This window comes from Frigoribacterium sp. 2-23 (assembly GCF_049601585.1).
Classification (GTDB): domain Bacteria; phylum Actinomycetota; class Actinomycetes; order Actinomycetales; family Microbacteriaceae; genus Frigoribacterium.
In genome coordinates this window covers 341,448-362,782 of sequence record NZ_CP187126.1, presented here as the reverse complement: position 1 = coordinate 362,782, position 21,335 = coordinate 341,448, and the positions used below count along the sequence as shown (strand labels likewise).

General features: G+C 72.2%; 20 protein-coding genes. 12 read left to right on the top strand and 8 right to left on the bottom strand.

Annotation, left to right across the window (positions count from 1 at the left end; translation table 11 throughout):
- Window positions 1-2: 2 nt before the first annotated feature.
- The 6 genes from flgL to ACPEEZ_RS01695 all read left to right on the top strand — a co-directional run bounded on the left by flgL (window position 3) and on the right by ACPEEZ_RS01695 (window position 5,292).
- Window positions 3-875, top strand: a complete 873-nt coding sequence (flgL, locus tag ACPEEZ_RS01720) for a flagellar hook-associated protein FlgL (RefSeq protein WP_423921926.1) — start codon at window positions 3-5, stop codon at window positions 873-875.
- Window positions 872-1,339: a flagellar assembly protein FliW gene (locus ACPEEZ_RS01715; RefSeq protein ID WP_423921923.1), complete on the top strand. Its 468-nt coding sequence runs from the start codon at window positions 872-874 to the stop codon at window positions 1,337-1,339. The genes flgL and ACPEEZ_RS01715 overlap by 4 nt, the downstream gene beginning before the upstream one ends.
- Window positions 1,340-1,497: 158 nt before the next feature.
- Window positions 1,498-2,733 carry a PQQ-dependent sugar dehydrogenase gene (locus ACPEEZ_RS01710; RefSeq protein WP_423921920.1) on the top strand — a complete coding sequence of 412 codons (1,236 nt, stop codon included), beginning with the start codon at window positions 1,498-1,500 and terminating at the stop codon, window positions 2,731-2,733.
- Window positions 2,734-2,908: 175 nt separating this feature from the next.
- Complete coding sequence (locus ACPEEZ_RS01705) at window positions 2,909-3,907, top strand: hypothetical protein (RefSeq protein ID WP_423921917.1); 999 nt, start codon at window positions 2,909-2,911, stop codon at window positions 3,905-3,907.
- Window positions 3,908-3,958: 51 nt separating this feature from the next.
- Complete coding sequence (locus tag ACPEEZ_RS01700; RefSeq protein ID WP_423921914.1) at window positions 3,959-4,426, top strand: SprT-like domain-containing protein; 468 nt, start codon at window positions 3,959-3,961, stop codon at window positions 4,424-4,426.
- Window positions 4,427-4,647: 221 nt separating this feature from the next.
- Window positions 4,648-5,292, top strand: a complete 645-nt coding sequence (locus ACPEEZ_RS01695) for a CGNR zinc finger domain-containing protein (RefSeq protein WP_423921911.1) — start codon at window positions 4,648-4,650, stop codon at window positions 5,290-5,292.
- 80 nt (window positions 5,293-5,372) lie between these two features.
- Here ACPEEZ_RS01695 and ACPEEZ_RS01690 read toward each other — a convergent pair whose 3' ends face one another.
- Window positions 5,373-5,678 (bottom strand): DUF427 domain-containing protein, encoded by a 306-nt coding sequence (locus ACPEEZ_RS01690; RefSeq protein ID WP_423921909.1) that lies wholly within the window; start codon window positions 5,676-5,678, stop codon window positions 5,373-5,375.
- A gap of 57 nt (window positions 5,679-5,735) precedes the next feature.
- A complete protein-coding gene (locus ACPEEZ_RS01685) occupies window positions 5,736-6,293 on the bottom strand; it encodes a hypothetical protein (RefSeq protein WP_423921907.1) in 558 nt (185 codons plus the stop codon).
- A gap of 90 nt (window positions 6,294-6,383) precedes the next feature.
- Here ACPEEZ_RS01685 and ACPEEZ_RS01680 point away from each other — a divergent pair, with 90 nt between their 5' ends.
- The 3 genes from ACPEEZ_RS01680 (at window position 6,384) to ACPEEZ_RS01670 (ending at window position 9,737) form a co-directional block, all read left to right on the top strand.
- A complete protein-coding gene (locus ACPEEZ_RS01680; RefSeq protein ID WP_423921904.1) occupies window positions 6,384-6,875 on the top strand; it encodes a hypothetical protein in 492 nt (163 codons plus the stop codon).
- An 11-nt stretch (window positions 6,876-6,886) separates the two neighbouring features.
- Window positions 6,887-7,540: a DUF1684 domain-containing protein gene (locus tag ACPEEZ_RS01675; protein WP_423921901.1), complete on the top strand. Its 654-nt coding sequence runs from the start codon at window positions 6,887-6,889 to the stop codon at window positions 7,538-7,540.
- Window positions 7,541-7,907: 367 nt separating this feature from the next.
- Window positions 7,908-9,737, top strand: coding sequence for a DEAD/DEAH box helicase (locus ACPEEZ_RS01670; protein WP_423921898.1), 1,830 nt, complete (start codon window positions 7,908-7,910; stop codon window positions 9,735-9,737).
- A 64-nt stretch (window positions 9,738-9,801) separates the two neighbouring features.
- Here ACPEEZ_RS01670 and ACPEEZ_RS01665 read toward each other — a convergent pair whose 3' ends face one another.
- Window positions 9,802-10,752 (bottom strand): hypothetical protein, encoded by a 951-nt coding sequence (locus tag ACPEEZ_RS01665; protein WP_423921895.1) that lies wholly within the window; start codon window positions 10,750-10,752, stop codon window positions 9,802-9,804.
- A gap of 106 nt (window positions 10,753-10,858) precedes the next feature.
- Window positions 10,859-11,398, bottom strand: a complete 540-nt coding sequence (locus ACPEEZ_RS01660) for an NUDIX hydrolase family protein (protein WP_423921892.1) — start codon at window positions 11,396-11,398, stop codon at window positions 10,859-10,861.
- 189 nt (window positions 11,399-11,587) lie between these two features.
- Here ACPEEZ_RS01660 and ACPEEZ_RS01655 point away from each other — a divergent pair, with 189 nt between their 5' ends.
- Both ACPEEZ_RS01655 and ACPEEZ_RS01650 read left to right on the top strand, forming a co-directional pair.
- Window positions 11,588-12,253, top strand: a complete 666-nt coding sequence (locus ACPEEZ_RS01655) for an alpha/beta hydrolase (RefSeq protein ID WP_423921890.1) — start codon at window positions 11,588-11,590, stop codon at window positions 12,251-12,253.
- A gap of 4 nt (window positions 12,254-12,257) precedes the next feature.
- Window positions 12,258-12,926, top strand: coding sequence for an SIMPL domain-containing protein (locus ACPEEZ_RS01650; protein ID WP_423921887.1), 669 nt, complete (start codon window positions 12,258-12,260; stop codon window positions 12,924-12,926).
- Between the two features lie 232 nt (window positions 12,927-13,158).
- Here ACPEEZ_RS01650 and ACPEEZ_RS01645 read toward each other — a convergent pair whose 3' ends face one another.
- The 4 genes from ACPEEZ_RS01645 to ACPEEZ_RS01630 all read right to left on the bottom strand — a co-directional run bounded on the left by ACPEEZ_RS01645 (window position 13,159) and on the right by ACPEEZ_RS01630 (window position 16,434).
- A complete protein-coding gene (locus ACPEEZ_RS01645; protein WP_423921885.1) occupies window positions 13,159-14,397 on the bottom strand; it encodes a hypothetical protein in 1,239 nt (412 codons plus the stop codon).
- 114 nt (window positions 14,398-14,511) lie between these two features.
- Entirely contained in the window at window positions 14,512-15,405 is an 894-nt protein-coding gene (locus ACPEEZ_RS01640) for an SDR family oxidoreductase (RefSeq protein ID WP_423921882.1), read from the bottom strand.
- A gap of 152 nt (window positions 15,406-15,557) precedes the next feature.
- The gene (locus ACPEEZ_RS01635) at window positions 15,558-15,785 is read right to left on the bottom strand and encodes a hypothetical protein (RefSeq protein ID WP_423921880.1); all 228 of its coding nucleotides are present in this window, start codon (window positions 15,783-15,785) and stop codon (window positions 15,558-15,560) included.
- 4 nt (window positions 15,786-15,789) lie between these two features.
- A complete protein-coding gene (locus ACPEEZ_RS01630) occupies window positions 15,790-16,434 on the bottom strand; it encodes an FMN-dependent NADH-azoreductase (protein WP_423921877.1) in 645 nt (214 codons plus the stop codon).
- A gap of 49 nt (window positions 16,435-16,483) precedes the next feature.
- Here ACPEEZ_RS01630 and ACPEEZ_RS01625 point away from each other — a divergent pair, with 49 nt between their 5' ends.
- Window positions 16,484-21,331, top strand: a complete 4,848-nt coding sequence (locus tag ACPEEZ_RS01625) for an Lhr family ATP-dependent helicase (RefSeq protein ID WP_423921874.1) — start codon at window positions 16,484-16,486, stop codon at window positions 21,329-21,331.
- The last annotated feature ends 4 nt before the right edge of the window (window positions 21,332-21,335 follow it).

The window sequence follows — 21,335 nt, the reverse complement described above, 5'->3', positions numbered from 1 at the left end:
GCGTGACCAACCAGATGACGATGCAGTCGGCGCAGCGCAACCTGCAGACGAGCGCCTCGCGCATGAACGAGCTGCAGGAGCGCGCGACGACGCTCGACAAGATCGGCAAGCCGTCCGACGACCCGACCGGCACCGCCGAGTCGTTGCGCGTCCGCGGCCAGCAGGCGGCGACGGCGCAGTTCACCCGCAACGCCGACGACGGGAACTCCTGGCTGTCGGTCGCGGACGAGGCGCTCTCGTCGGCACACGACATCCTCGCGAAGGCGCGCGACCTCACCGTGCAGGGCGCGAACACGGGTGCACTCTCGCCCGATGCGCGCGAGGCCATCGCCGTCCAGCTCGACGGTCTGCGCACCGACCTGCTCAACACCGCCAACCGGTCGTTCAACGGCCGCAGCGTCTTCGCCGGCACCTCGGACGCCGGGGCCGCGTTCGCCCCCGATTACTCGTTCACCGGTGTCGCCGGCTCGTCGGTCACCCGCCGCGTGGGCGCCGACACCGTCGTGCGCGTCGACGCGGACGGGGCCGCCGCGTTCGGCGACGGCGCCTCGTCGGCCTTCGCCCTGCTCGACGGCATCGCCGCCGATCTCCGCGCCGGCGTGAACGTCGGCTCCCGCCTCGCCGGCCTCGACGAGCGCCTCGCCGCCGTCCGCGGCACCCAGGGTGTCGTGGGGGCGAACCAGACTCAGATCCTCCGAGCCAAGGACACCTTGATGGACACGACCACCTTCCTCGAGACGCAGCGCTCGGGCATCGAAGACCTCGACCTCGGTCAGGCGATCCTCGACCTCAAGATGCAGCAGACCGCGTACCAGGCCGCGCTCGGCGTCACCGCGTCGGTGCTGCAGCCGACGCTGATGGACTTCCTGCGATGAGCGCCGTCGCCCCCGCCTCGCCGCCCCGCGCCCAGCCTCGCCCCCAGCCCCACCCGCACGCCCAGCCCCACCCCCAGCCCCACCTCGAAAGGCCCCTCGTGATCTCGTTCGTCGCCGCCCCGTTCGGACTCGAACCGCTCGTCCAGTTCGAGCTCGACGAGATCGACGGTGCGACCGGCCTGTTCGCCCTCCGTGGCGGCGAGGGCGTGCGCCTGTTCGTGCTCGACGCGGCCGTGCACCTACCCGACTACTCGCCCGTCATCACCGACGAGCAGACGGCCCTCCTCGAGCTCGAGACGGCGGAGGAGGCCCTGCTCCTCGTCGTCGCCACCCCGGGCGACGGCGGCACGACCGTCAACCTGCTCGCCCCGATCATCGTGAACACGCGCACCGCACAGGGGGCGCAGCTCATCCTCGAGGGGCAGGACTGGCCGCTCCGCGCAGAGCTGGCCGCGCGCGCCTGACGCGACCCGCACCTCCTTCTTGCTTCCGCCCCTCCTGTAACGAAGTGACCCGTTCGGTCGATGTTTTCCCGGAACACCCGCCCGACGCGTCATCTCGTTGAGAGGGAACGCGCAGGCGCGTCGGCTTGTCTGTCGAGAACGACACGAGGAGGCGCGCCATGCCCCGCACCGACCCCCACGCTCCGATCGCCACCGCACCCGCTCGCGAGCGGCGGCCTGCACGCCGGGCGGGCGCACTCGCCTCGGCCGCCGTCGCCACGCTGCTCCTCGCGGCCTGCACCACCGACATCCAGAGCCAGGCGGGCCCCTCGCTGACCGCGGCCGGCCCCACGACGACGTCGGGCCCCGGCCCCTCCCCCGTCGCCCCGACGACCGACACGGCCGGAGTCACCGTCGCGTCCGACGCCACGCCCACCGACGTCGTCACCGGTCTCGAGGCGCCCTGGTCGGTCGTGCGACTCGACAGCGGCTCGTCGTTCATCAGCCTGCGCGACTCGGGCACGGTCGTCGAGCTGCAGGCCGACGGCTCGACGCGTGACGTCGCGACGATCGACGGCGTCGTGCACCGGGGCGAGGGCGGCCTGCTCGGGCTCGCGGTGCTCGGCGGCTCGCCGTCGTACCTCTACGCCTACACGACGACGGCCGACGACAACCGGGTCGTCCGGGCGCCGATCACCGGCGAGCCGGGATCGTACGGATTGGGAGCCCAGGAGGCGGTGCTCACCGGCATCCCGAAGGCCGACAACCACGACGGCGGGCGCCTCGCCTTCGGCCCCGACGGCATGCTCTGGATCACGACCGGCGATGCCAGCACCACCGACAACGCGCAGGACCCGCAGTCGCTGGGCGGCAAGATCCTACGGGTGACCCCGACGGGCGAGGCCGCGTCCGACAACCCGACCGCCGGCTCGCCCGTCTACACGCTCGGACACCGCAACCCGCAAGGCATCGCGTTCGACGCGAACGGCGGCGTCTGGGCGGCGGAGTTCGGCCAGAACACGTTCGACGAGCTGAACGCACTCGAGCGGGGCGGCAACTACGGCTGGCCGATCGAGGAGGGGCCGTCGACGGACGCCGACTTCCGAGCGCCCGTGCTGTCGTGGTCGACGAAGACGGCGAGCCCGAGCGGGCTGACGGCGATCGGGTCGACCCTGTTCATGGCGGGGCTGGGCGGCAAGCGACTGTTCGAGATCCAGGTGCCGCCGAACGCCGAGGCGACCCCGACCGAGCTGTTCACGGGCGGCTCGTCGCTCGGCCGCATCCGCGACGTCCTGCCCGGTCCCGACGGGACGCTCTGGATCGTCACGAACAACACCGACGGGCGGGGGACGCCCGGCGCGGGGGACGATCGCATCGTGAGTGTCCCGCTGACCGCGCTCGCGCCGGCGTCCTGACCCGCGCCTCCTCGTCTCCTGTTCTCCTTTTCCCAACGATGTGACCCGTTCGGCGCATGTTTCACCCGAACATGCACCCGAAGCGACACATCGATCGGGGAGGGGAGAGAGATTCGACGCGCTGATCGGCGCGCGGGCGTCCCGAACGGGGTACGGACGGTTACCCTCGTAGTCGATGAGCGAGCACGACCACCCGAACGCACGACCCGCCGGCAGCACCCCGCACGAGGTGCCGCCCGGACTCGCCGCGCCCATCGCGCCGTCCCGCCGTTCCGGGGAGTCGTTCGACCCGATCGCACTCCGCCCGGCCGTCGACGTCGCGGCCGCCGAGGCCCGGCTGGCGCAGCTCGGCCAGAGCCGCAGCACTGCCGCACTGGGTGAGCGGGCCGACCTGCTCCGCACGCTCGGGCGTCTCGACGAGGCCCTCGCCATCGCCGAGGAGGCCTTCCGTCTCGCCCACTTCACGGGCGACCGGGCCGACTCGACGCAGGCCCGCATCCGTCGTGCACACGTCTTCCGTGAGCAGGGCCGCCTCGAGCGCGCGCTGAACGACCTGCACACGAGCCACATCACCGCGACCACCGAAGAATGGCGCGACCTCGAGGCCGCCGCCGCCGAGCTCGAGGGGTACACGCTCTTCGACCTGGGTCGCATCGAGGAGGCGCGGGCCGCCCTCGGCGACGCACTCACGGCCTACGAGGCGGCGGGTGCCCCGCGCGAACGCACCGACGGCCTGCGTGCCGCGATCGAGGGCATGATGCGCTCGTACCTTCAGGCGTCGCAGCCGGCCGCCCCGGAGTTCTCCGCTCCCGCCCCCGTGATCCCGATCGACCTGCCGCCGACCGAGTCGGCCGCCGCCGGTCGCGACGATGCCGGCGACCTGTCCGACACGAACGAGGTCGCGGGCCCGCTCGTGGCTCCCGCCGTCAACCCGGCCGATCTGCCCGCTGCCGTCATCGACACGCCCGCGACGACCCCGACGACCCGCGACACGAGCCTGTGGGGCAAGATCAGCAGCCTCGCGACGAACGCCGCCGCCGGGCGCCGCGACCACGACGACGAGGACCGCAACGAGGACGACGAGCCGGCCCGCGGTGTCACCGGCGTGACCGGACGGGTCGAGCGGCTGCCGCGCGACGACGAGCAGACCACCTGGCCGTTCCCGCGGAAGTGACCCGCGCCTCCTCGGCTCCGCAGCGACGCCCGTCCTCCGGGCGGGGCTGACGTGGCCGATCTCGACCGCGTCCGCCACTGGGCCGACGCGCTGATCGCGCTGCATCTCGACCCCGCCGTGTGGAGCTTCGACTTCGACAACGCGAAGACCCGCGCCGGGCTGTGCAACTACACGTCGAAGACGATCACGGTGTCGCGGTATCTCGCGGGGCGGTACGAGGACGACGAGATCCACCAGGTGCTGCTGCACGAGGTCGCGCACGCGCTCGCGGGGTCGCGCGCCGGGCACGGCCCGACCTGGCGACGTGTGGCGGCCGAGCTCGGCTACGAGGGCTCGCGGCTGCACGACGGAGCGATCGCGTCCGAGCTCGCCCCCTGGGTCGGCGTCTGCCCGGCGGGGCACGAGCACTTCCGGTATCGCGAGCCGAAGCGAGCACTCGCGTGCGGTCGGTGCGGCCGCGGCTACGACCCGGCGAACCTGATCACCTGGACGAAGCGTCCCGTCCCCGCAACGACGTGACCCGTCCGGGCTCGGTCGTGCTCGCCCGAACGATGTGACCCGTTCGACCGATGTTCGAGCAGAACATCAGCCCGACGGGTCACATCGTTCGTGCGCGTTCGGGCTCGTTCGTGCTCCTTCGAACGATGTGACCCGTTCGACTGATGTTCGCGTGCAACATCAGCCCGACGGGTCACATCGTTGAGGGAAGGGGAATCTCGGTAACCGACTAGGGTGGTTCGGTGGCAACAGGACAATGGCTCACGTCGGACACCGACACCCGCTGGTTCTTCGACTCGGGCTCGATGAGCCTCGACTTCGCGTATCTCGGCGGGTTCCGGGCGGGGTCGGGCTTCGGTTCCGAGAGTGGGTTCGCCGCCCCCGCCGACGGCTCCGCGGGCTGGAACGGCCTGCTCGTCCCCGCCGATCTGGACCAGTGGCTCGGCGAGCGCTTCGAGGGACTGGGAGGCGCGGCGAGCGACCGCGAGCTCGGTGACGCCCGCGGGCTCCGCGACGCGATCGCGCGCATCGCCGTCGCGTCCGCCGATGCCGCCCAGCCCGACCCCGACGACGTCGACACGCTCAACCTGTTCGCCGCCCTGCCCGACGTGCCCCCGTCGCTCGACGGAGGTCGCCGCCAGGCGGGAGCCGGCCGCCTGCGCCTCGGCCAGGCGCTCTCGTCGGTCGCCCGTGACGCGGTGCGCCTGTTCGACGCCGTCGGATTCGCGGGCGGCCCCGACTCGCGCCTCCGTCGTTGCGGCAACGAGCTGTGCGGTCTCGTCTTCCACGACGACTCCCGGGCGGGCAGCCGCCGCTGGTGCTCGATGCAGCGCTGCGGCAACCGGGCCAAGGTGCGCGCTCACCGGGCCCGCGCCTCCCGGGCGTAGCCGACCCGCGCCTCCCGGCCCGCGAAAAACCCCGTTCCAACGGGGTTCATCGTCCGCAACGGGGTTCGCGGCGGCAGGTCTTACTCGACGACCTGCACGTCCTTCCAGAACGCGACGTAGTTCGAGTAGTCCTTGCCGACCCGGTCGAACGACGACGGGATGGGCTCGGGGTAGCTCCACGCGCGGTCCTGCAGCAGCTGCTCGCCGGCCTTCACGCTGAAGTACTGGGTATCGCCCTTCCACGGGCAGTGATACGCCGTCGGGCTCTTCTCGAGCAGGTCGTCGTTGACGCTCGCGGGCGGGAAGTACCAGTTGCCCTCGATCGAGATCAGGTCGTCTTTCGGGGCCTCGGCGACGACGGTGCCGTCGGTCAATACAGCCTTCATGATTCCTCCACAGTCTCACCGGACGGGCCCTCGACGGGGCCGTTCACGGTGCGAACGCTACGCCGTGACGCTGAATTCCCGGATCACGTCGACCTGCGGCGACCGATCGGCGATCGTCGCGACCGTGCCGCCCGCCTCCGTCACCTCGGCGGCGGACGAGGAGGCGGTGAGCAGATGCCCCGCGGCCTTCTGCAGCGAGACGGCGGCGGCGCACGCGGCGGCGGCCTCAGGGGACGAGAAGTCGATGCCCCGAGCGGCGAGGGCGTCGACGACGGCACCCGCGGCCAGCAGGTCCTCGACGCACGGCCGGAACCCCGTCGGGTCGTCCGCGCCGACGGCGACGATCGCGACGATCGCCCGGTCGCCGCGCGCGGCCTGGGCGTCGAGCACGTACCGGGCCGCGTCCGCCGCGGAGGCGGTGGTCGCGTGCAGCACGGACGCCCCGGCGGGCGCGTGCCGGGCGATGCGTTCGACGGCCGCCCGGGTCGACGACGAGCCGTGCCCGTCGAGCTGGTCGACCACGACGACCACGTGGGCTCCGTCGGCGACGCGCGCCGCGCCTCCTTCGCCCCAGTCGAAGCGGACCTGATAGCGGGTCTGACGATGCGCACTCACCCCCGCAGGTTAATCGGCCGCGTCCCGTCGTGCGCGGGCTGTGACCCCGCGTGACGCGCGACGCTCAGCCCGGGGGCGTTGACTGGCGCGATGTACGTGCAACTGAAGCTGCGACTCGACGCCCCGGTCGACGCCGTGTCCGATGCCCTCACCGACCCCGCCGTGATGGTCGCCGTCGCCGGGCCGCTGCTGCAGTACCGGTCGGAGGCGCCCGACGGGTTCCCGACTCGGTGGTCGACGACCCCGCACCCGGTGAGTGCGAGTCTCTTCGGCATCGTGCCGCTCGGCCGCACGCGCGTGGATCTCGACTGGCACGAGCGCCATGGTGCCTGGGTGCAGACGGACACCGGCCGGGGCCAGACCGGCACCTTCCTGCGGATGCGCATCAAGCACCGCATGGCCGTCTCTCCGCTCGGCGGCGGGCAGACCCTGTTGCGCGATCGGCTGCAGTACAAGGCCGGGCTGCTCGGCATCGCGCTCTGGCCCGGGCTCTGGGTGACCTGGCAGTGGCGCGCGTACCGGCTGCGCACGCTCGCCCCGACCTGGACGGCTCCCGAGCCGCACGGGGCACACGCGGGGTAGCGTCTGCTCTCGTGACCGACAGCAGCGCCTCCACCGTCCTCTCCCCCGCGCAGAAGGCGCTCGACCTGGCGCACTGGCGGCGGACCATCCACGGCCTCTACCGTTCCGTGCGCGAGGCCGACGACCCCGCCGTCGCTCACGACCTCTGGCGCCGCACCCGTGACGAGCTGTTCGCGACGAGCCCGCAGACTCCGCTCCTGCCCGAGGACCGCCCCTCGTTCTCCGGCCTGCCGACCGAGCCGTACGACCCGGCGTGGCGCTTCGAGCTGCCGATCGAGCCGGCCGAGCCGTACCGCATGGTCGTGCCGACCGGCACCGACGGCGACGTGCTGTTCGACCGCATCGGCGTCGTCTCCGTCCCGGACGTCGGCTCGCTCGACGTGTGGCGACTCGCGACCTACGGCGGCGGCATCTTCGTGCCCGTCAAGGACGCGCTGGCCGGCACGCCCGGTGGAACGTACGGAGGCGGTCGGTACCTCCTCGACACCGTCAAGGGCGCGGACCTGGGGCCGGGTTCGACCCCGGGGTCGGTCGTGCTCGACTTCAACTTCGCGTACAACCCGAGCTGCGCCTACGACCCGATGTATGCCTGCCCGCTCGCGCAGCCGGGCAACACGGTCGCCGCCGAGATCCCGGTCGGCGAGCGGTACCCGGGTCAGCACTGACCGGTCGCGGCGGAGGGGCCGAGCGCCCGTCGAGCACGGCTCGGGGTGCGGCCTGGGCGACGCCCGTCGCGTTTTGCGGCCCCGCACGCTAGGCTGGGGTCACTTGCGAGTCGATCCCGATCGACTCCCTGCGTCGTAGCACGCCCCTCACCTGCCTCACGATCCGCTCGAGCCCCCGGCCCGCGGCGAGACCGAGCGAGGCGAGCGATGCTCACTCTGCGGCGAAACGATCGTGCACTCCTGCACCGTCGCCACACCTCGAGCCCGGCTACGACAGCCGCTCCCGGCCTTGCGCCGCGCTCTGCGCTGCACACGCCGACGGGACCACGGGTCCGGCTCGACACCGATGCCTGAAAGGCACCACGGAATGTCAGAAACCCTCACCGCGAACGACGTCACCGACACGGTCGACGCGCCCGCCACCTCCTTCGTCTCCCTCGGCGTGCCCGCGCCGATCGTCGCGGCCCTCAAGGCCGACGGCAAGGAGAACGCCTTCCCGATCCAGATCGACACACTGCCCGACACCCTCGCCGGGCGTGACGTGCTCGGCCGCGGAAAGACCGGCTCGGGCAAGACGCTCGCCTTCTCGATCCCGATGGCCGCGCGCCTCGGCGGCAAGCTGGCCGGCGGCAACCGCCGCGCCGGTCGCCCGCTCGGCCTCGTGCTCGCCCCCACGCGCGAGCTCGCCACCCAGATCGACGCCGTGCTCGCGCCGATGGCCGCGGCCTACGGCATGCGCACCACCACGATCTTCGGCGGTGTCTCGCAGAACCGTCAGGTCCAGGCCCTCAAGGCCGGCGTCGACATCATCATCGCCTGCCCCGGTCGCCTCGAAGACCTGATGAAGCAGGGCTTCGTGAAGCTCGACGCCATCGAGATCACCGTGCTCGACGAGGCCGACCACATGGCCGACCTCGGGTTCCTGCCCGGTGTGACCCGCATCATGAAGGCCACCCCGAACGACGGCCAGCGCCTGCTGTTCAGCGCCACGCTCGACAACGGCGTGGACAAGCTGGTCAAGCAGTTCCTGCACAACGAGGTCCTGCACTCGGTCGACGAGGCGAACTCGCCCGTCGCCAAGATGACGCACCACGTGTTCGAGACCGAGTCGGTGGAGACCAAGAAGGCGCTCATCGAGAAGCTCGCCTCGGGCAAGGGTCGTCGCATCCTGTTCATGCGCACGAAGCACCACGCCAAGAAGCTCGCGAAGCAGCTGACCGACAGCGGCATCCCCGCCGTCGACCTGCACGGCAACCTGTCGCAGCCGCAGCGTGACCGCAACCTCGCCGCGTTCCAGGACGGCTCGGCCCGCGTGCTCGTCGCCACCGACGTCGCCGCCCGCGGTGTGCACGTCGACGACATCGAACTCGTGATCCACGTCGACCCGCCGACCGAGCACAAGGCGTACCTGCACCGCTCGGGCCGCACCGCCCGCGCCGGAGCCGAGGGCGACGTCGTCACCCTCGTCATCCCCAGCCAGAAGCGGGACGTCGCCCAGCTGATGAAGAAGGCGGACATCCGCCCGACCATCACCGCCGTGACGCCGTCCTCCCCCGAGGTCGCCGCGCTCGTCGGCGAGGTCGCCGCGTACGTCAAGCCGGCCCCTCGTGCGGCCGTGCAGCAGCAGGGCGGCGGACGCTCGCAGGGTGCCAACGCCCAGCGCAAGCGTGCCGCCCGCCACGACTCGACGGGTGCGCCGATCGCCCGCAAGGACCGCTCGGGTCACCCCGAGGCCGGCGGCACCAGTGGCGGCGGTCGCTCGGCCGGCGGCAACGGAGGTCGCGGCTCGCGTGACGGTGGTGGTCGCGGCTCGCGCGACGGTGGCGGCTCGCGTGACGGCGGCGGCTCGCGTCGCGACGCGGCTCCCCGCGGCGGCGCCTCGACGTTCTACTCGACCGAGTCCGGCCGTGGCGCCGTGACGCCGGCGCGCGACGACGCCCGTGGCGCAGGTCGCGACGGCGGTCGTGACGAGGCCCGTGGCACGCGTCAGCCCGGGCGTCGCGCCCAGAGCGACGGCGGCCAGAGCCGCACGAACGCGGTGCGCAACGACCAGGCGGAGTTCGCCGCCTCGCAGGGCCAGCGCTCCGGCGGCGGCTCGCGCCGCGCCTCCTCGGAGGGCGGACGCCCGTCGACGCTGCGCGTCGGCGGCCTCGTCGGCGGCAAGGGCCGCACCGGCGGCCAGCGCGGCGGCCGCTGACCCTCGCCCTCGAGACACCCATAAGTCGCCGAGACACCCACGAATTCGTGGGTGTCTCGGCACTTTAAGGGTGTTTCGGCGAGATCCCAGCCGGGCGGATTCCCGCGCGCGCGAGCTTGAGCAGCATCGGACGCACCGCCAGCGCGTCGGCCCAGTTCCACCGGACGAGCGTGCGCACCTCGGCCCGGGCACGCAGCCTGTCCTCGCGATACTTCTCGTCGAGCAGCACCTGCTCGGGCGTCCGCCCCTGACGGAACCCGTCGTCGCGGTACTTGTTCTCGCCGTCGAACTCGCCGATCACACCCTGGTCGGGCCACCAGAAGTCGACACGGTCGACACCTCTACCCTCGCGCACGAACGCCTGCTGGAGCACCGGAGGGGGCAGCCGGTTGGCCAGCATGCCCACCCTGCTGAGGGACTCGCCCGGCGACTCGGCACGGGCATCGGCGAGTTCGAGCGCGGTTCGCGCCCGACGGCACCCGCGGACACCCACCGCCGCGTCGACGAGAGCGCTCAGATCCGCGACGTCGAGCGAGCCCGAATGCAGAGCATGGTCGAGGATGATCACCGCGTCGCGAAGCTCTCGCGCGCGGATGACGTCGAAGACGGCACGTGCGACACCGACCGTGCGCAGTCCGCCGACGTCCTCGACCTGCCCCACACCGTCTCGCGGCTCGACATGTCGGACCAGCCAGGTATCGGTGCGAGCCCGGGTGCGATGCAGGTCGATGACGTGGACGACCCGCGGCCAGTCGCCGAGCAACGGGAAGGCACGGAGGGCGAGGGCCGATTCGTGCGACACGAGAACATCGGTGCCGAGACGGGGCACGATCGCGTGGACGGCGATGGCGTGCCGTTCGGCCGGGCGTGCCCGGGAGAAGACGGCGGCGTCGACGTAGACCCCCGGCCCGACCGCCGTCAGTCGTCCCGCGTCACGGTCGCGGAGGAGCGCACGCTCGTCGCCTCCCGCCCGCATGACATCCGCACGACGGACCAGTTCTGGTATCTGAAACACCACCCCATTCTGGCCGCCGCGGGGCCGCCAGCAGCGAGACACCCAGAAGTGGCCGGGACACCCACGAATTCTTGGGTGTCTCGGCCACTTCTGGGTGTTTCGGCGGCTAGAGGACGCCGAGCGTCGCGAGCGCCGAGCGCAGCAGGGCGCCGCGGCCGCCCTCCATCTCGGCGGCGACCTCGTCGGACGCGGCCTGGTGCGGCGACAGCCACGAGAGCTCGAGCGCGTCCTGGCGCGGCTCGCACGTGCCGGTCACGGGCACGACGTAGGCGAGCGAGACCGCGTGCTGACGCGAGTCGGTGTAGACGGAGGCGCCCGGCAGGGGGAAGTACTCGGCCACCTGGAACGGCACCGGCGACGGCGGCAGCTGTGGGAACGCCATCGGCCCGAGGTCCTTCTCGAGGTGACGGAACAACGCGGTGCGCAGCGACTCCCCGTACATCACGCGGCCGGAGACGAGCATGCGCGAGATCGAGCCCTCGTCGGACGCCCGCAGCAGCACGCCGACCTCGGTCACGACGCCCATGCCGTCGAGCCGGACGGGCACGGCCTCGACGTACAGGATCGGCAGCCGCTGCCGGATCGAGAAGAGCTCCTCTTCGGAGAGCCAGCCGGGGTTGGGGTCGGGGGTCTGAACGGAGCTCATGGGGAATGTCTACTAGGCGCCTGCGTCGGCCGCGGTGCGAATCGCCCACGGCGAACAAGGCGAGACCACGGCCAGCGCCTGTGCAGGAGTCGTCCACGGACGACCGTAGGAGGCACGGGTCGCCTCCCCGACGGACCGGCGGCCCCCGAGGCGGGCACGCCGCACCCCGAGCCGCCTATGCTCGCAGGCATGGTGCAGATCGACCCGACGCTCATCCGCTGGTCCCACGACGAGGCCGATCGGGCCGGGCGCCCGCTGCTCGTGCTGCTGCACGGCGTCGGCTCGCACGAGGGCGACCTCATCGGACTCGCACCCTATCTGCCGCAGGATGTCGTCATCGCGTCGCTCCGCGCACCCCTGCTGCACGGCAACGGCTACTCCTGGTATCCGCTCTCGACTCCGGGGGAACCGAACTCGGGCCCCGTCGACGACGCCGCGCGGGCCGTGCTCGAGTGGCTGACGACGGTGACGGACGCGCATCCGACCACGAGCCTCCTCGGCTTCTCGCAGGGCGGGTCGTTGTCGCTGCAGCTGCTGCGACACGCTCCCGAGGCGTTCGCGTACACGATCGTGCTGGCCGGATTCGTCGTGCCGCTGGCCGGCGACGACGCCGAGGCGGCGGCCCGCGACGAGGTGCTCGCCGGGCTGCGGCCGCCCGTGTTCTACGGTCGCGGCGACGTCGACCAGGTCATCCCGGCGGCGGCCACCGAGCGCACCGCGCAGTGGCTCGACGAGCACGCGGACGCCGAGCAGACGATCTACCCGGGCCTCGCCCACGGCGTCTCGAACGAGGAGCTCGACGACGTCAACGCCTTCATCTCGCGGGTCACCGCGCCGGCCGAGCTGACGGAGTAGGGCCGTGGTCGCGCTCGTCGTCGAAGGGTCGGTCACCCACCGTCATCGTGCCGAGCGCGGCATCGTGCACCTCACGCTCGGCTTCGACGGCGACGACCGCGAGCAGGTCGCCGCCGACGCGATCGGCCTGCACAACGAGGTCGCCGAGCAGGCGACGCGCCATCGACGATCCGGTGCGGCGACGTGGTGGACCGCGCAGAACGTCACGACCGGCCCGGTGCGCGAGTGGGTCGACGGCGGCTCCGGACACGCTCAGGAGGCACGGGTCGTGTTCCGATCGCGATCCCGCGTCGACGTGAGGTTCCAGGACTTCGACGCGCTCGCGTCCTGGATCGCTGAGTTGGTCGACCGCGACGGCGTGAGCATCGACGGCATCGACTGGTCGCTGGGGCACGAGCGGCGTGACGAGGTCGAGCGGGAGGCACGGATCGCCGCCGTCACCGACGCCGTCGCGCGCGCGGGCGACTACGCGACGGCGCTGGGGCTCGCGGCGCCACGACTCGAGACGCTGTACGAGGCCGGGCTCCGGCCGGCCGGCGGCGGCGCGGCCGCATTCGGCCTGGCGCGGTCGATGGCCTCCGGGCCCGGCGAGGCCTACGACCTCAACCCCGCCGACATCGAGGTCACGGTGACGGTCAGCGCCGATTTCGTGGCGGAGCCGCTCGCCCCCTGACGCACGTCTTGCGGGGCCCGGCCCGCGCCTCCTCGGCTCGTGCCGCCGCTGGTCTCCCGCACGATGCGACTGTTTCGCAATTTGCGACCTTCTGGACGCCCGATTCGGGCCCTTCCGCGCGAAACGGTCGCACATTGCGACCGAGAGCGGCAGAGCGGCCGGGCGGCAGAGCGGCCGGGCGGCCGGGCGGCAGAGCGGCAGAGCTGCAGAGCTGCAGGGCGGCCGGGCGGCGTCAGGCGTCGTCGAACCGCTCGTGCATCCAGCGCGCCAGCTCGTCCTGGATCTCGAGCGCCAGGTCGCGCAGCAGTTGCAGCTCGACGTCCGACATCGTCCGCGGCTCGGTGTCGAGCACGCTCAGCACGCCGACGCGCGCACCTCCGGGGGCCTCGACCGGGTACCCCGCGTAGAACCGGGCGAGCGTACCCGAGTCGAACCGCGCATCCTTCGTCGTGTCGGTGACGACGAGCGGCTCGGAGGCGCCGACGGCGTGCATCCCGAACAACGATGGCACCGTACTGCCGTCCCACTCCATGCCGATGATCGACACGACGTCGGACTCGTTCGCGCCGACGAGGGTGAACGCGGCGACGTCGGAGCGGAAGAGATCCCGGGTGCGCTGGACGATGCGGTCGATCCGCGGGGTGTCGATGCCGGCGGGCAACTCGAGCGCCTTGATCGCCTGGATGCGGCGCTCCTCGCTCTGGCGCGTCTTTCGGATCACCCTGGCCGCGCCTCCCCGGCTGCCGTCGCCGGCCGCCTGCTCGTCGAGCAGCGGCGCGAGACGCCGCGCGACGGCTGCGGCCCAGACACGGTAGTGCTGTGGGGATCGATAGCGGTGACGGTCCTCGGGGCCAACCTCGACCGATGAGATGTCCGGAGGTGCGAGATAGTGCACGCGATCGCGCCCGATCACGAGACGGCGGGTCTCGACGTTGAGTCGCTGGGTCCAGCGGTCGACGATGCCGCCGCCCTTGGTGCCGAAGAACGGGATGGAGCTGATCGGTGCGACACCGACGACGACGATGGGCGTCGACTCGGACGTCGCGCGGACGATGTGCGTGATCAGCGCGTCCATCTGTCGACGCCACGACTCGATCGAGATCAGCTGGTACGCGTCGCTGGCCCCGATCACGGCGACGACCACGTCATAGGGCAGCAGGTATTCGCCGCCGATCACCTCGATGGCGTTCGCGAGCGTGATATCGGGGCGGGCGAGCAGGTGGACGTCGGCGCCGCGATCCGTGAGTGTCGCGAGCTCGCGGGCGAGTTGACCGGGGACTGCGAGGTCGTGGCTCCGCACGCCGTAGCCCACGGCCGTGCCGTTGCCGAAGACGAGCACCCGGTCGGGGTCGAGGCCGCTGGCGTGGCCGAGCGGCGCGTCCACCGGGCGCACGAGTGATGGGAGTTCTCCGCCCACGACCCGGTAGCGCTGTCGAAGCACGGGTCGCGCCAACAGGGCGAGCACTCGCATCTGGGGTGCCTTCTCGGGTAAAGGTGTGGGCAGTAGCCCGCGCCTCACCCCACGCGGACTCCTGACCTTATTGCGTCGGGGTCACCTTTCGAAACCCTCAGACCGTTCGGTCGATCAGTGCATCGGCGTCCCGCCCGCGACGCCGATCGTCTCGCCGCTGACATAGCTCGACTCCTGCGAGGCGAGGAACACGTACGGGGGCGCGAGCTCGACCGGCTGACCGGGGCGACCGTCGGCGGCCTCGGACCCGAACGACTCGATCTTCTCGGTGGGCACGAAGGCCGGCTGCAGCGGCGTCCAGACGGGCCCGGGTGCGACGCCGTTCACGCGGATGCCGCGCTCGGCGAGCTGCTGCGCCATGGCGCGCGTCCAGTTGGCGATGCCGGCCTTCGACACGGCGTACTCGGCGAGCGACGGCGACGGCACGAAGCCCTGGATGCTCGATGTCGTGATGATCGACGCCCCCGGCTCGAGGTGCGGCGACGCGGCCTTGGTCAGCCAGAACAGCGGGTAGATGTTGGCCTTGAGCACGTGATCGAGCGTGTGCGTCTCGAAGTCGTCGATGCTGTCGACGGTGGGCATGACCCCGGCGATCAGCGCCAGGATGTCGAGGCCCCCGAGCTCGGCGATGCTCTTCTCGATCAGCGCGTCGTTGAACGCTTCGTCTTGGAGGTCGCCCGGAACGAGGACGGCGGTGCGCCCCTCGGCCCGCACCAGCTCGGCGACCTCGTCGGCCTGCTGCTGCTCTTCGGGCAGGTAGGTGAGCACGACGTCGGCACCCTCGCGCGCGTAGGCGATGGCGACGGCGCGGCCGATGCCCGAGTCGGCACCCGTGACGAGTGCCTTACGACCGGCGAGGCGACCGCTGCCGATGTAGCTCTGCTCGCCGTGGTCGGGCTTCGGGTCCATCTCGTGGATGTCGCCGGGGCCGCTCTGCTGCTGCGGCTTGAACGGGGGCTGCGGGTACTGCTCGATGGGGTTCTGGGGGGTGTACATGTTGTCGGCCATGTCCCCGGTCTACAGCCCAGGAGGCGCGGGTCGGCTCAGCTTGTACCCCGCGTCGCCGGGGCTGCCGCGGCTGCGGCGCCCATTCGGCCTGCGGGTCGCGGCGGCTCGCGCGCGCCGGGCTGTCAGCGGCGCGGCTCGCGCGCGCCGGGCTGTCAGCGGCGCGCCGAGGCCGTGACCGCGCGGACGAGCGCGTAGGCGATCGCGACGAGCACGAACGCGACGAGCAGCAGCACACCGCCGACGACGGGGTTGCCCTTGGCGACCGTCACGACGCCGACGATCGCCAGCAGCGCGGACACGAAGCCGAGCAGTCGCGCCCCGATGCCCTGCACGCGACGCGTGACGGACCGCCGTCGCGACGGGACCGACCCCCTCGTCACGCCGTCAGCCGAGCCGACGGGCGGAGGCCCGCGCCGCGTCGACCGCCTCGGCCAGCTCCCGGTCGGACCGCTCGCGTGCTGCGTCGTCCATCGACAGGTGCCGGCTGAGCGTGAGGTTCGTCGCGATGGTCTCGACGGTCATGCCGAGCGTCGTGCCGAGGATGATCTCGAGCACCGGCGTCGCGTGGTCGAACCCCTCGGTCGGCGTCCCCGGGTCGTAGACGCCGCCCCGGGCGGTCGCGATGACGGCGGTGCGGCCGAGCATCGGCTGCTGGTCGTCGCCGTCGAACGGTGCGGTGACCGCCGGCAGGTGGATGTTGTCGATCCACGCCTTGAGCGTCGACGGGACGGTGTAGTTGTACAGCGGCGCACCGATGACGACGACATCGGCGGCGACCAGTTCGTGGATGAGCTCGGCCTGCAGTGCCTCGGCCGCGGGGTCGGGCGAGGCCCCGGGAGCCCGGAGGCGCGGCGGCCAGTGCAGGGCCGGGTCACCCAGGTGCGGCAGCGGGTCCCGGTGCAGATCGCGACGCGTGACCGTGTGATCGTCGCCGAGCGAGCGCCAGGTGTCGGCGAAGGCCGCGCTGATGGCACGCGAGCGCGACGACTCGAGATCGGCCGAGGAGTCGAGGTGCAGCAGGTGGGGCATGCGACAACCGTAGGCCCGATGTCAGTGGCTCGGAGCATCATGGACCGCGATGGCAGACGTGCTCGACCGCTTCTCCCCCGCCACGCGCGAGTGGTTCCGGGGGGCGTTCGCCGCGCCGACCCACGCGCAAGAGGGCGCATGGCAGGCGATCAGCGGCGGGCACAACGCCCTCGTCATCGCGCCGACCGGGTCGGGCAAGACGCTGGCGTCGTTCCTGTGGTCGATCGACTCGCTCGCGTCCGGGCCGCCGCCCGAGGCGAAGGAGCACCGCACGCGGGTGCTGTACATCTCGCCCTTGAAGGCCTTGGGCGTCGACGTCGAGCGCAACCTCCGGTCGCCTCTGGTCGGCATCACCCAGACCGCCCGCCGGCTCGGCATCGACGCCCCCGAGATCACGGTCGGCGTCCGGTCGGGCGACACGACGACCGGCGATCGACGACTGCTCGCGCGCACACCCCCCGACATCCTCATCACGACACCCGAGTCCCTCTATCTGATGCTGACCTCGCAGGCTCGCGAGACCCTCAAGGGCGTGCGCACGGTCATCATCGACGAGGTGCACGCCGTCGCCGCGACCAAGCGCGGCGCGCATCTCGCCCTGTCGCTCGAACGCCTCGACACCCTGCTCGACCAGCCCGCGCAACGCATCGGGCTCTCGGCGACGGTGCGACCGCCCGAAGAGGTGGCGCGGTTCCTGGCCGGCCCCGCGCCCGTCACGATCGTGAACCCGGCGTCCGAGAAGAAGTTCGACCTGCGCGTGGTCGTGCCGGTCGACGACATGACCGAGCTCGGTACCGCCGCACCGCTCGAGGGGTCGGCCGCGGGCAGCGCGCCGCAAAGCTCGATCTGGCCGCACGTCGAAGAGGGCATCGTCGACCTCATCCTCGAGCACCGCTCGACGATCGTGTTCGCGAACAGTCGGCGGCTCGCCGAGCGGCTGACGGCGCGTCTGAACGACATCTACGTCGAGCGGCAGGGCGGCGAGATCACCGAGCAGGCCGGCGACGTCGCCGGGCAGACCGGACGAGATCTGGTCGGTGTCGGGGCGATCAGCGCGTCGGGCGGCGGCGAGGCCGATGCGTCCGTCGCGAGCGAGGTCGACCCGTTCGCGCCCTCCGCCCCGCCACGCTCGAACCCGGCCGTCGGCGGCGGGGCGCCCGCCCAGCTGATGGGTGGCTCGGGTCAGACCGCGGGCGCCGAGCCCCTGCTCGCCCGTGCGCACCACGGCTCCGTCAGCAAAGACCAGCGCGCCTTCATCGAGGACGACCTCAAGAGCGGTCGTCTGCGCTGCGTCGTCGCGACCAGCTCGCTCGAGCTCGGCATCGACATGGGTGCCGTCGACCTCGTCATCCAGGTCGAGTCGCCGCCCTCCGTCGCCAGCGGGCTGCAGCGTGTCGGGCGTGCCGGGCACCAGGTCGGCGAGACGTCCCGCGGTGTGCTGTTCCCCAAGCACCGCGCCGATCTGATCCATTCGGCCGTCGCCGCCGAGCGGATGGTCGAGGGTCTGATCGAAGAGCTCCGCGTACCGACGAACCCGCTCGACGTGCTCGCCCAGCAGACCGTCGCCGCCGTCGCCCTCGACGAGCTCGACGCCGACGAGTGGTTCGACACCGTGCGGCGGAGCGCGCCGTTCGCGACCCTGCCGCGGTCGGCCTACGACGCGACCCTCGACCTGCTCAGCGGCAAGTACCCCTCGGACGAGTTCGCCGAGCTGCGCCCCCGCATCGTCTGGGATCGCGTGCACGGCACGCTGACCGGCCGTCCCGGCGCCCAGCGACTCGCCGTGACGAGCGGCGGCACGATTCCCGATCGCGGCCTGTTCGGCGTCTTCATGGTCGGAGAGAAGGCCGCCCGGGTCGGTGAGCTCGACGAGGAGATGGTCTACGAGTCCCGGGTCGGCGACGTCTTCGCGCTCGGTGCCACGAGCTGGCGCATCGAAGACATCACGCACGATCGCGTGCTCGTCTCGCCGGCCTACGGGCAACCCGGCCGTGTCCCGTTCTGGAAGGGCGACGGCATCGGGCGTCCCGCCGAGCTGGGCCGGGCGATCGGCGGCTACATCCGCGAGTTGGCGAACTCGAGCCAAGCCGAGGCGACCGCGCGCGTCGCCGCCGGCGGTCTCGACGAGCGGGCCGCGCGCAACCTCATCGCGTTCATCACCGAGCAGCGCGAGGCCGCAGGGCACGTCCCCACCGACACGACGCTGGTCGTCGAGCGGTTCCGCGACGAGCTGGGCGATTGGCGGCTCATCCTGCACTCGCCGTACGGCATGCAGGTGCACGCGCCGTGGGCCCTGGCCGTGTCGGCACGCATCCGTGACCTGCTCGGGGTCGATGGCGGCGCGATGGCGGCCGACGACGGGATCGTCGTGCGCATCCCCGACACCGACGCCGCGCCTCCGGGTGCCGAGCTGTTCGACTTCGAGCCCGACGACCTCGAGGCGATCGTGACGGAGGAGGTCGGGGGCTCCGCCCTGTTCTCGTCGCGGTTCCGCGAGTGCGCCGCGCGGGCTCTGCTGCTGCCGCGCTACAACCCGGGTCGCCGCTCGCCGCTCTGGCAGCAGCGCCAGCGCGCCTCGCAGTTGCTCGACGTCGCGCGCAAGTACCCGACGTTCCCGATCGTGCTCGAGGCCGTGCGCGAGGTGCTCCAAGACGTCTACGACCTGCCCGCACTGATGACGCTGACGCGAGAGCTCGGCAGCCGCCGCGTGCGCGTCGTCGAGACCGAGACCGAGGTCCCGTCGCCGTTCGCGCGATCGCTGCTCTTCGGCTACGTCGCCGCCTTCATGTACGAGGGCGACTCGCCGCTGGCCGAGCGCCGGGCCGCGGCGCTGTCGCTCGACTCCACGCTGCTGCAAGAGCTGCTGGGCCGCGCCGAGCTGCGCGAGCTGCTCGACGCCGACGTCATCGACCAACACGAGCTCGAGCTGCAACGCCTCGCTCCCGACCGTCGCGCCCGCGACATCGAGGGGGTCGTCGACCTGCTGCGGCTGCTCGGGCCGCTCACGTCGACCGAGATCGTCGAGCGCAGCTGGCTCGCCGAGAGCGGCGCGGCGCTCGAGGCGGGTCCGGAGCTCGAGGCGGGTGCGGATGCGAGTGCCGACGCACGCGAGTCCGGGCTGGTCGCTCTCGAAGCCGCGCTGACCGATCTGGCGAGAGCCAACCGTGTGCTGCGCTTCACGCATGCCGGCGTCACGCGCTGGGCCGGCATCGAAGACGCGTCGCGCCTCCGGGACGCCCTCGGGGTCGCCCTGCCGATCGGTGTGCCCACCGCGTTCATCGACCCCGTCGACGATCCGCTCGGCGACCTCGTCGGACGTTTCGCCCGCACGCACGGCCCGTTCACCCCCAGCTCGGCCGCCGATCGTCTCGGCCTCGGCACCGCGGTCGTCGTCGAGACGCTCAAGCGGTTGGCGACGCAGCGACGCGTGGTCGAGGGCGAGTTCCGACCGCGGCAGCAGGGCAGCGAGTGGTGCGACAGCGAGGTGCTGAAGCGCCTGCGCAATCGGTCGCTCGCGGCGCTGCGACACGAGGTCGAGCCGGTCGCGCCCGACACGCTCGGGCGGTTCCTGCCTGCGTGGCAGCACGTCGCGACCGGGCTGAAGGGCTCAGGGCTGCGCGGCCTCGACGGCGTGATGCAGGTCGTCGACCAGTTGAGCGGTGTCGCCCTGCCCGCGTCGGCGTGGGAGTCACTCATCCTGCCCGCGCGCGTCACCGACTACAACGGCTCGATGCTCGACGAGTTGACCGCGACCGGCGACATCATCTGGTCGGGCTCGGGAACCCTGCCGGGCAATGACGGCTGGGTCAGCCTGCATCTGGCCGACGGGGCCCAGGTCACGCTGCCCGAACCGGTCGGCGGCGAGACGACGGAGCTCCAACGCGATGTGCTGGCAGCCCTCGCCGGTGGGGGCGCGTACTTCTTCCGGCAGCTGTCGGATGCCGTGGGCAGCACCGATGACACCCAGCTCGCGACGGCGATCTGGGATCTGGTCTGGGCCGGGCAGATCACGAACGACACGTTCGCGCCCCTGCGCACCCAGGTCGGCGGCCGGGCACCCCGCCCGCGCACGCCGACGCGCTCGCGATCGTCGTACCGCAGCCGCGGTCGCGTCGCGATGCCGCGTCAGGCCGGGCCGCCGACGGTCGGTGGGCGGTGGTCGCTGCTGCCCCTCGCCGAGCCCGACTCGACGGTGCGTGCGGCGGCGCAGGCCGAGATCCTGCTCGAACGACACGGTGTCGTGACCCGCGGAGCGGTCCAGAACGAGGGCGTCCGCGGAGGGTTCTCGACGGTCTACAAGGTCCTGAGCGGTTTCGAGGAGACGGGCCGGGCACGCCGCGGCTACTTCATCGAAGGTCTCGGAGCCGCGCAGTTCGCCACCGGGCCCACCGTCGACCGGCTGCGCTCGTTCGTGCGCGACGAGTCCGACCGGCGGGACGACGACGTGCTCGCGTCGGCCGGTCGCGGGCGTGACATCCCCGTCGTGACGCTGGCCGCGACCGACCCCGCGAATCCGTACGGAGCCGCCCTCCCCTGGCCCGACTCGACCCCGGCGACGGCCGCCGAGGCCGACAGCTCCGGAGGCGCGGGCGACGACACCAAGACGTCCCGAGGCCATCGCCCCGGTCGCAAGGCGGGCTCGCTCGTGGTGCTCGTCGACGGGCGCCTGACGGTCTACGTCGAACGCGGAGGCAAGAGCGTACTGACGTTCGGCTCCCCCGACGCTCGGGAGCTCACCCTGGCGGCCGGCTCGATCGCCTCGGTGGTGCGGGGCCGACTCGGCAAACTGGCCGTCGAACGCGTGGACGGCGAGTTCGTGCTCGGCACGCCGCTCGGCGACGCGCTGCGCGACGCCGGCTTCGCGCCGACGCCGAGCGGCGTGCGGCTGCGCGCCTGACGGC

Bases quoted from the DNA above. Each gene is read 5' to 3' on its own strand.
- ACPEEZ_RS01715 (WP_423921923.1), top strand. From the start codon at position 872: ATGAGCGCCGTCGCCCCCGCCTCGCCGCCCCGCGCCCAGCCTCGCCCC.
- ACPEEZ_RS01710 (WP_423921920.1), top strand. From the start codon at position 1,498: ATGCCCCGCACCGACCCCCACGCTCCGATCGCCACCGCACCCGCTCGC.
- ACPEEZ_RS01705 (WP_423921917.1), top strand. From the start codon at position 2,909: ATGAGCGAGCACGACCACCCGAACGCACGACCCGCCGGCAGCACCCCG.
- ACPEEZ_RS01690 (WP_423921909.1), bottom strand. From the start codon at position 5,678: ATGAAGGCTGTATTGACCGACGGCACCGTCGTCGCCGAGGCCCCGAAA.
- ACPEEZ_RS01680 (WP_423921904.1), top strand. From the start codon at position 6,384: ATGTACGTGCAACTGAAGCTGCGACTCGACGCCCCGGTCGACGCCGTG.
- ACPEEZ_RS01670 (WP_423921898.1), top strand. From the start codon at position 7,908: ATGTCAGAAACCCTCACCGCGAACGACGTCACCGACACGGTCGACGCG.
- ACPEEZ_RS01660 (WP_423921892.1), bottom strand. From the start codon at position 11,398: ATGAGCTCCGTTCAGACCCCCGACCCCAACCCCGGCTGGCTCTCCGAA.
- ACPEEZ_RS01655 (WP_423921890.1), top strand. From the start codon at position 11,588: ATGGTGCAGATCGACCCGACGCTCATCCGCTGGTCCCACGACGAGGCC.
- ACPEEZ_RS01645 (WP_423921885.1), bottom strand. From the start codon at position 14,397: ATGCGAGTGCTCGCCCTGTTGGCGCGACCCGTGCTTCGACAGCGCTAC.
- ACPEEZ_RS01640 (WP_423921882.1), bottom strand. From the start codon at position 15,405: ATGGCCGACAACATGTACACCCCCCAGAACCCCATCGAGCAGTACCCG.
- ACPEEZ_RS01630 (WP_423921877.1), bottom strand. From the start codon at position 16,434: ATGCCCCACCTGCTGCACCTCGACTCCTCGGCCGATCTCGAGTCGTCG.
- ACPEEZ_RS01625 (WP_423921874.1), top strand. From the start codon at position 16,484: ATGGCAGACGTGCTCGACCGCTTCTCCCCCGCCACGCGCGAGTGGTTC.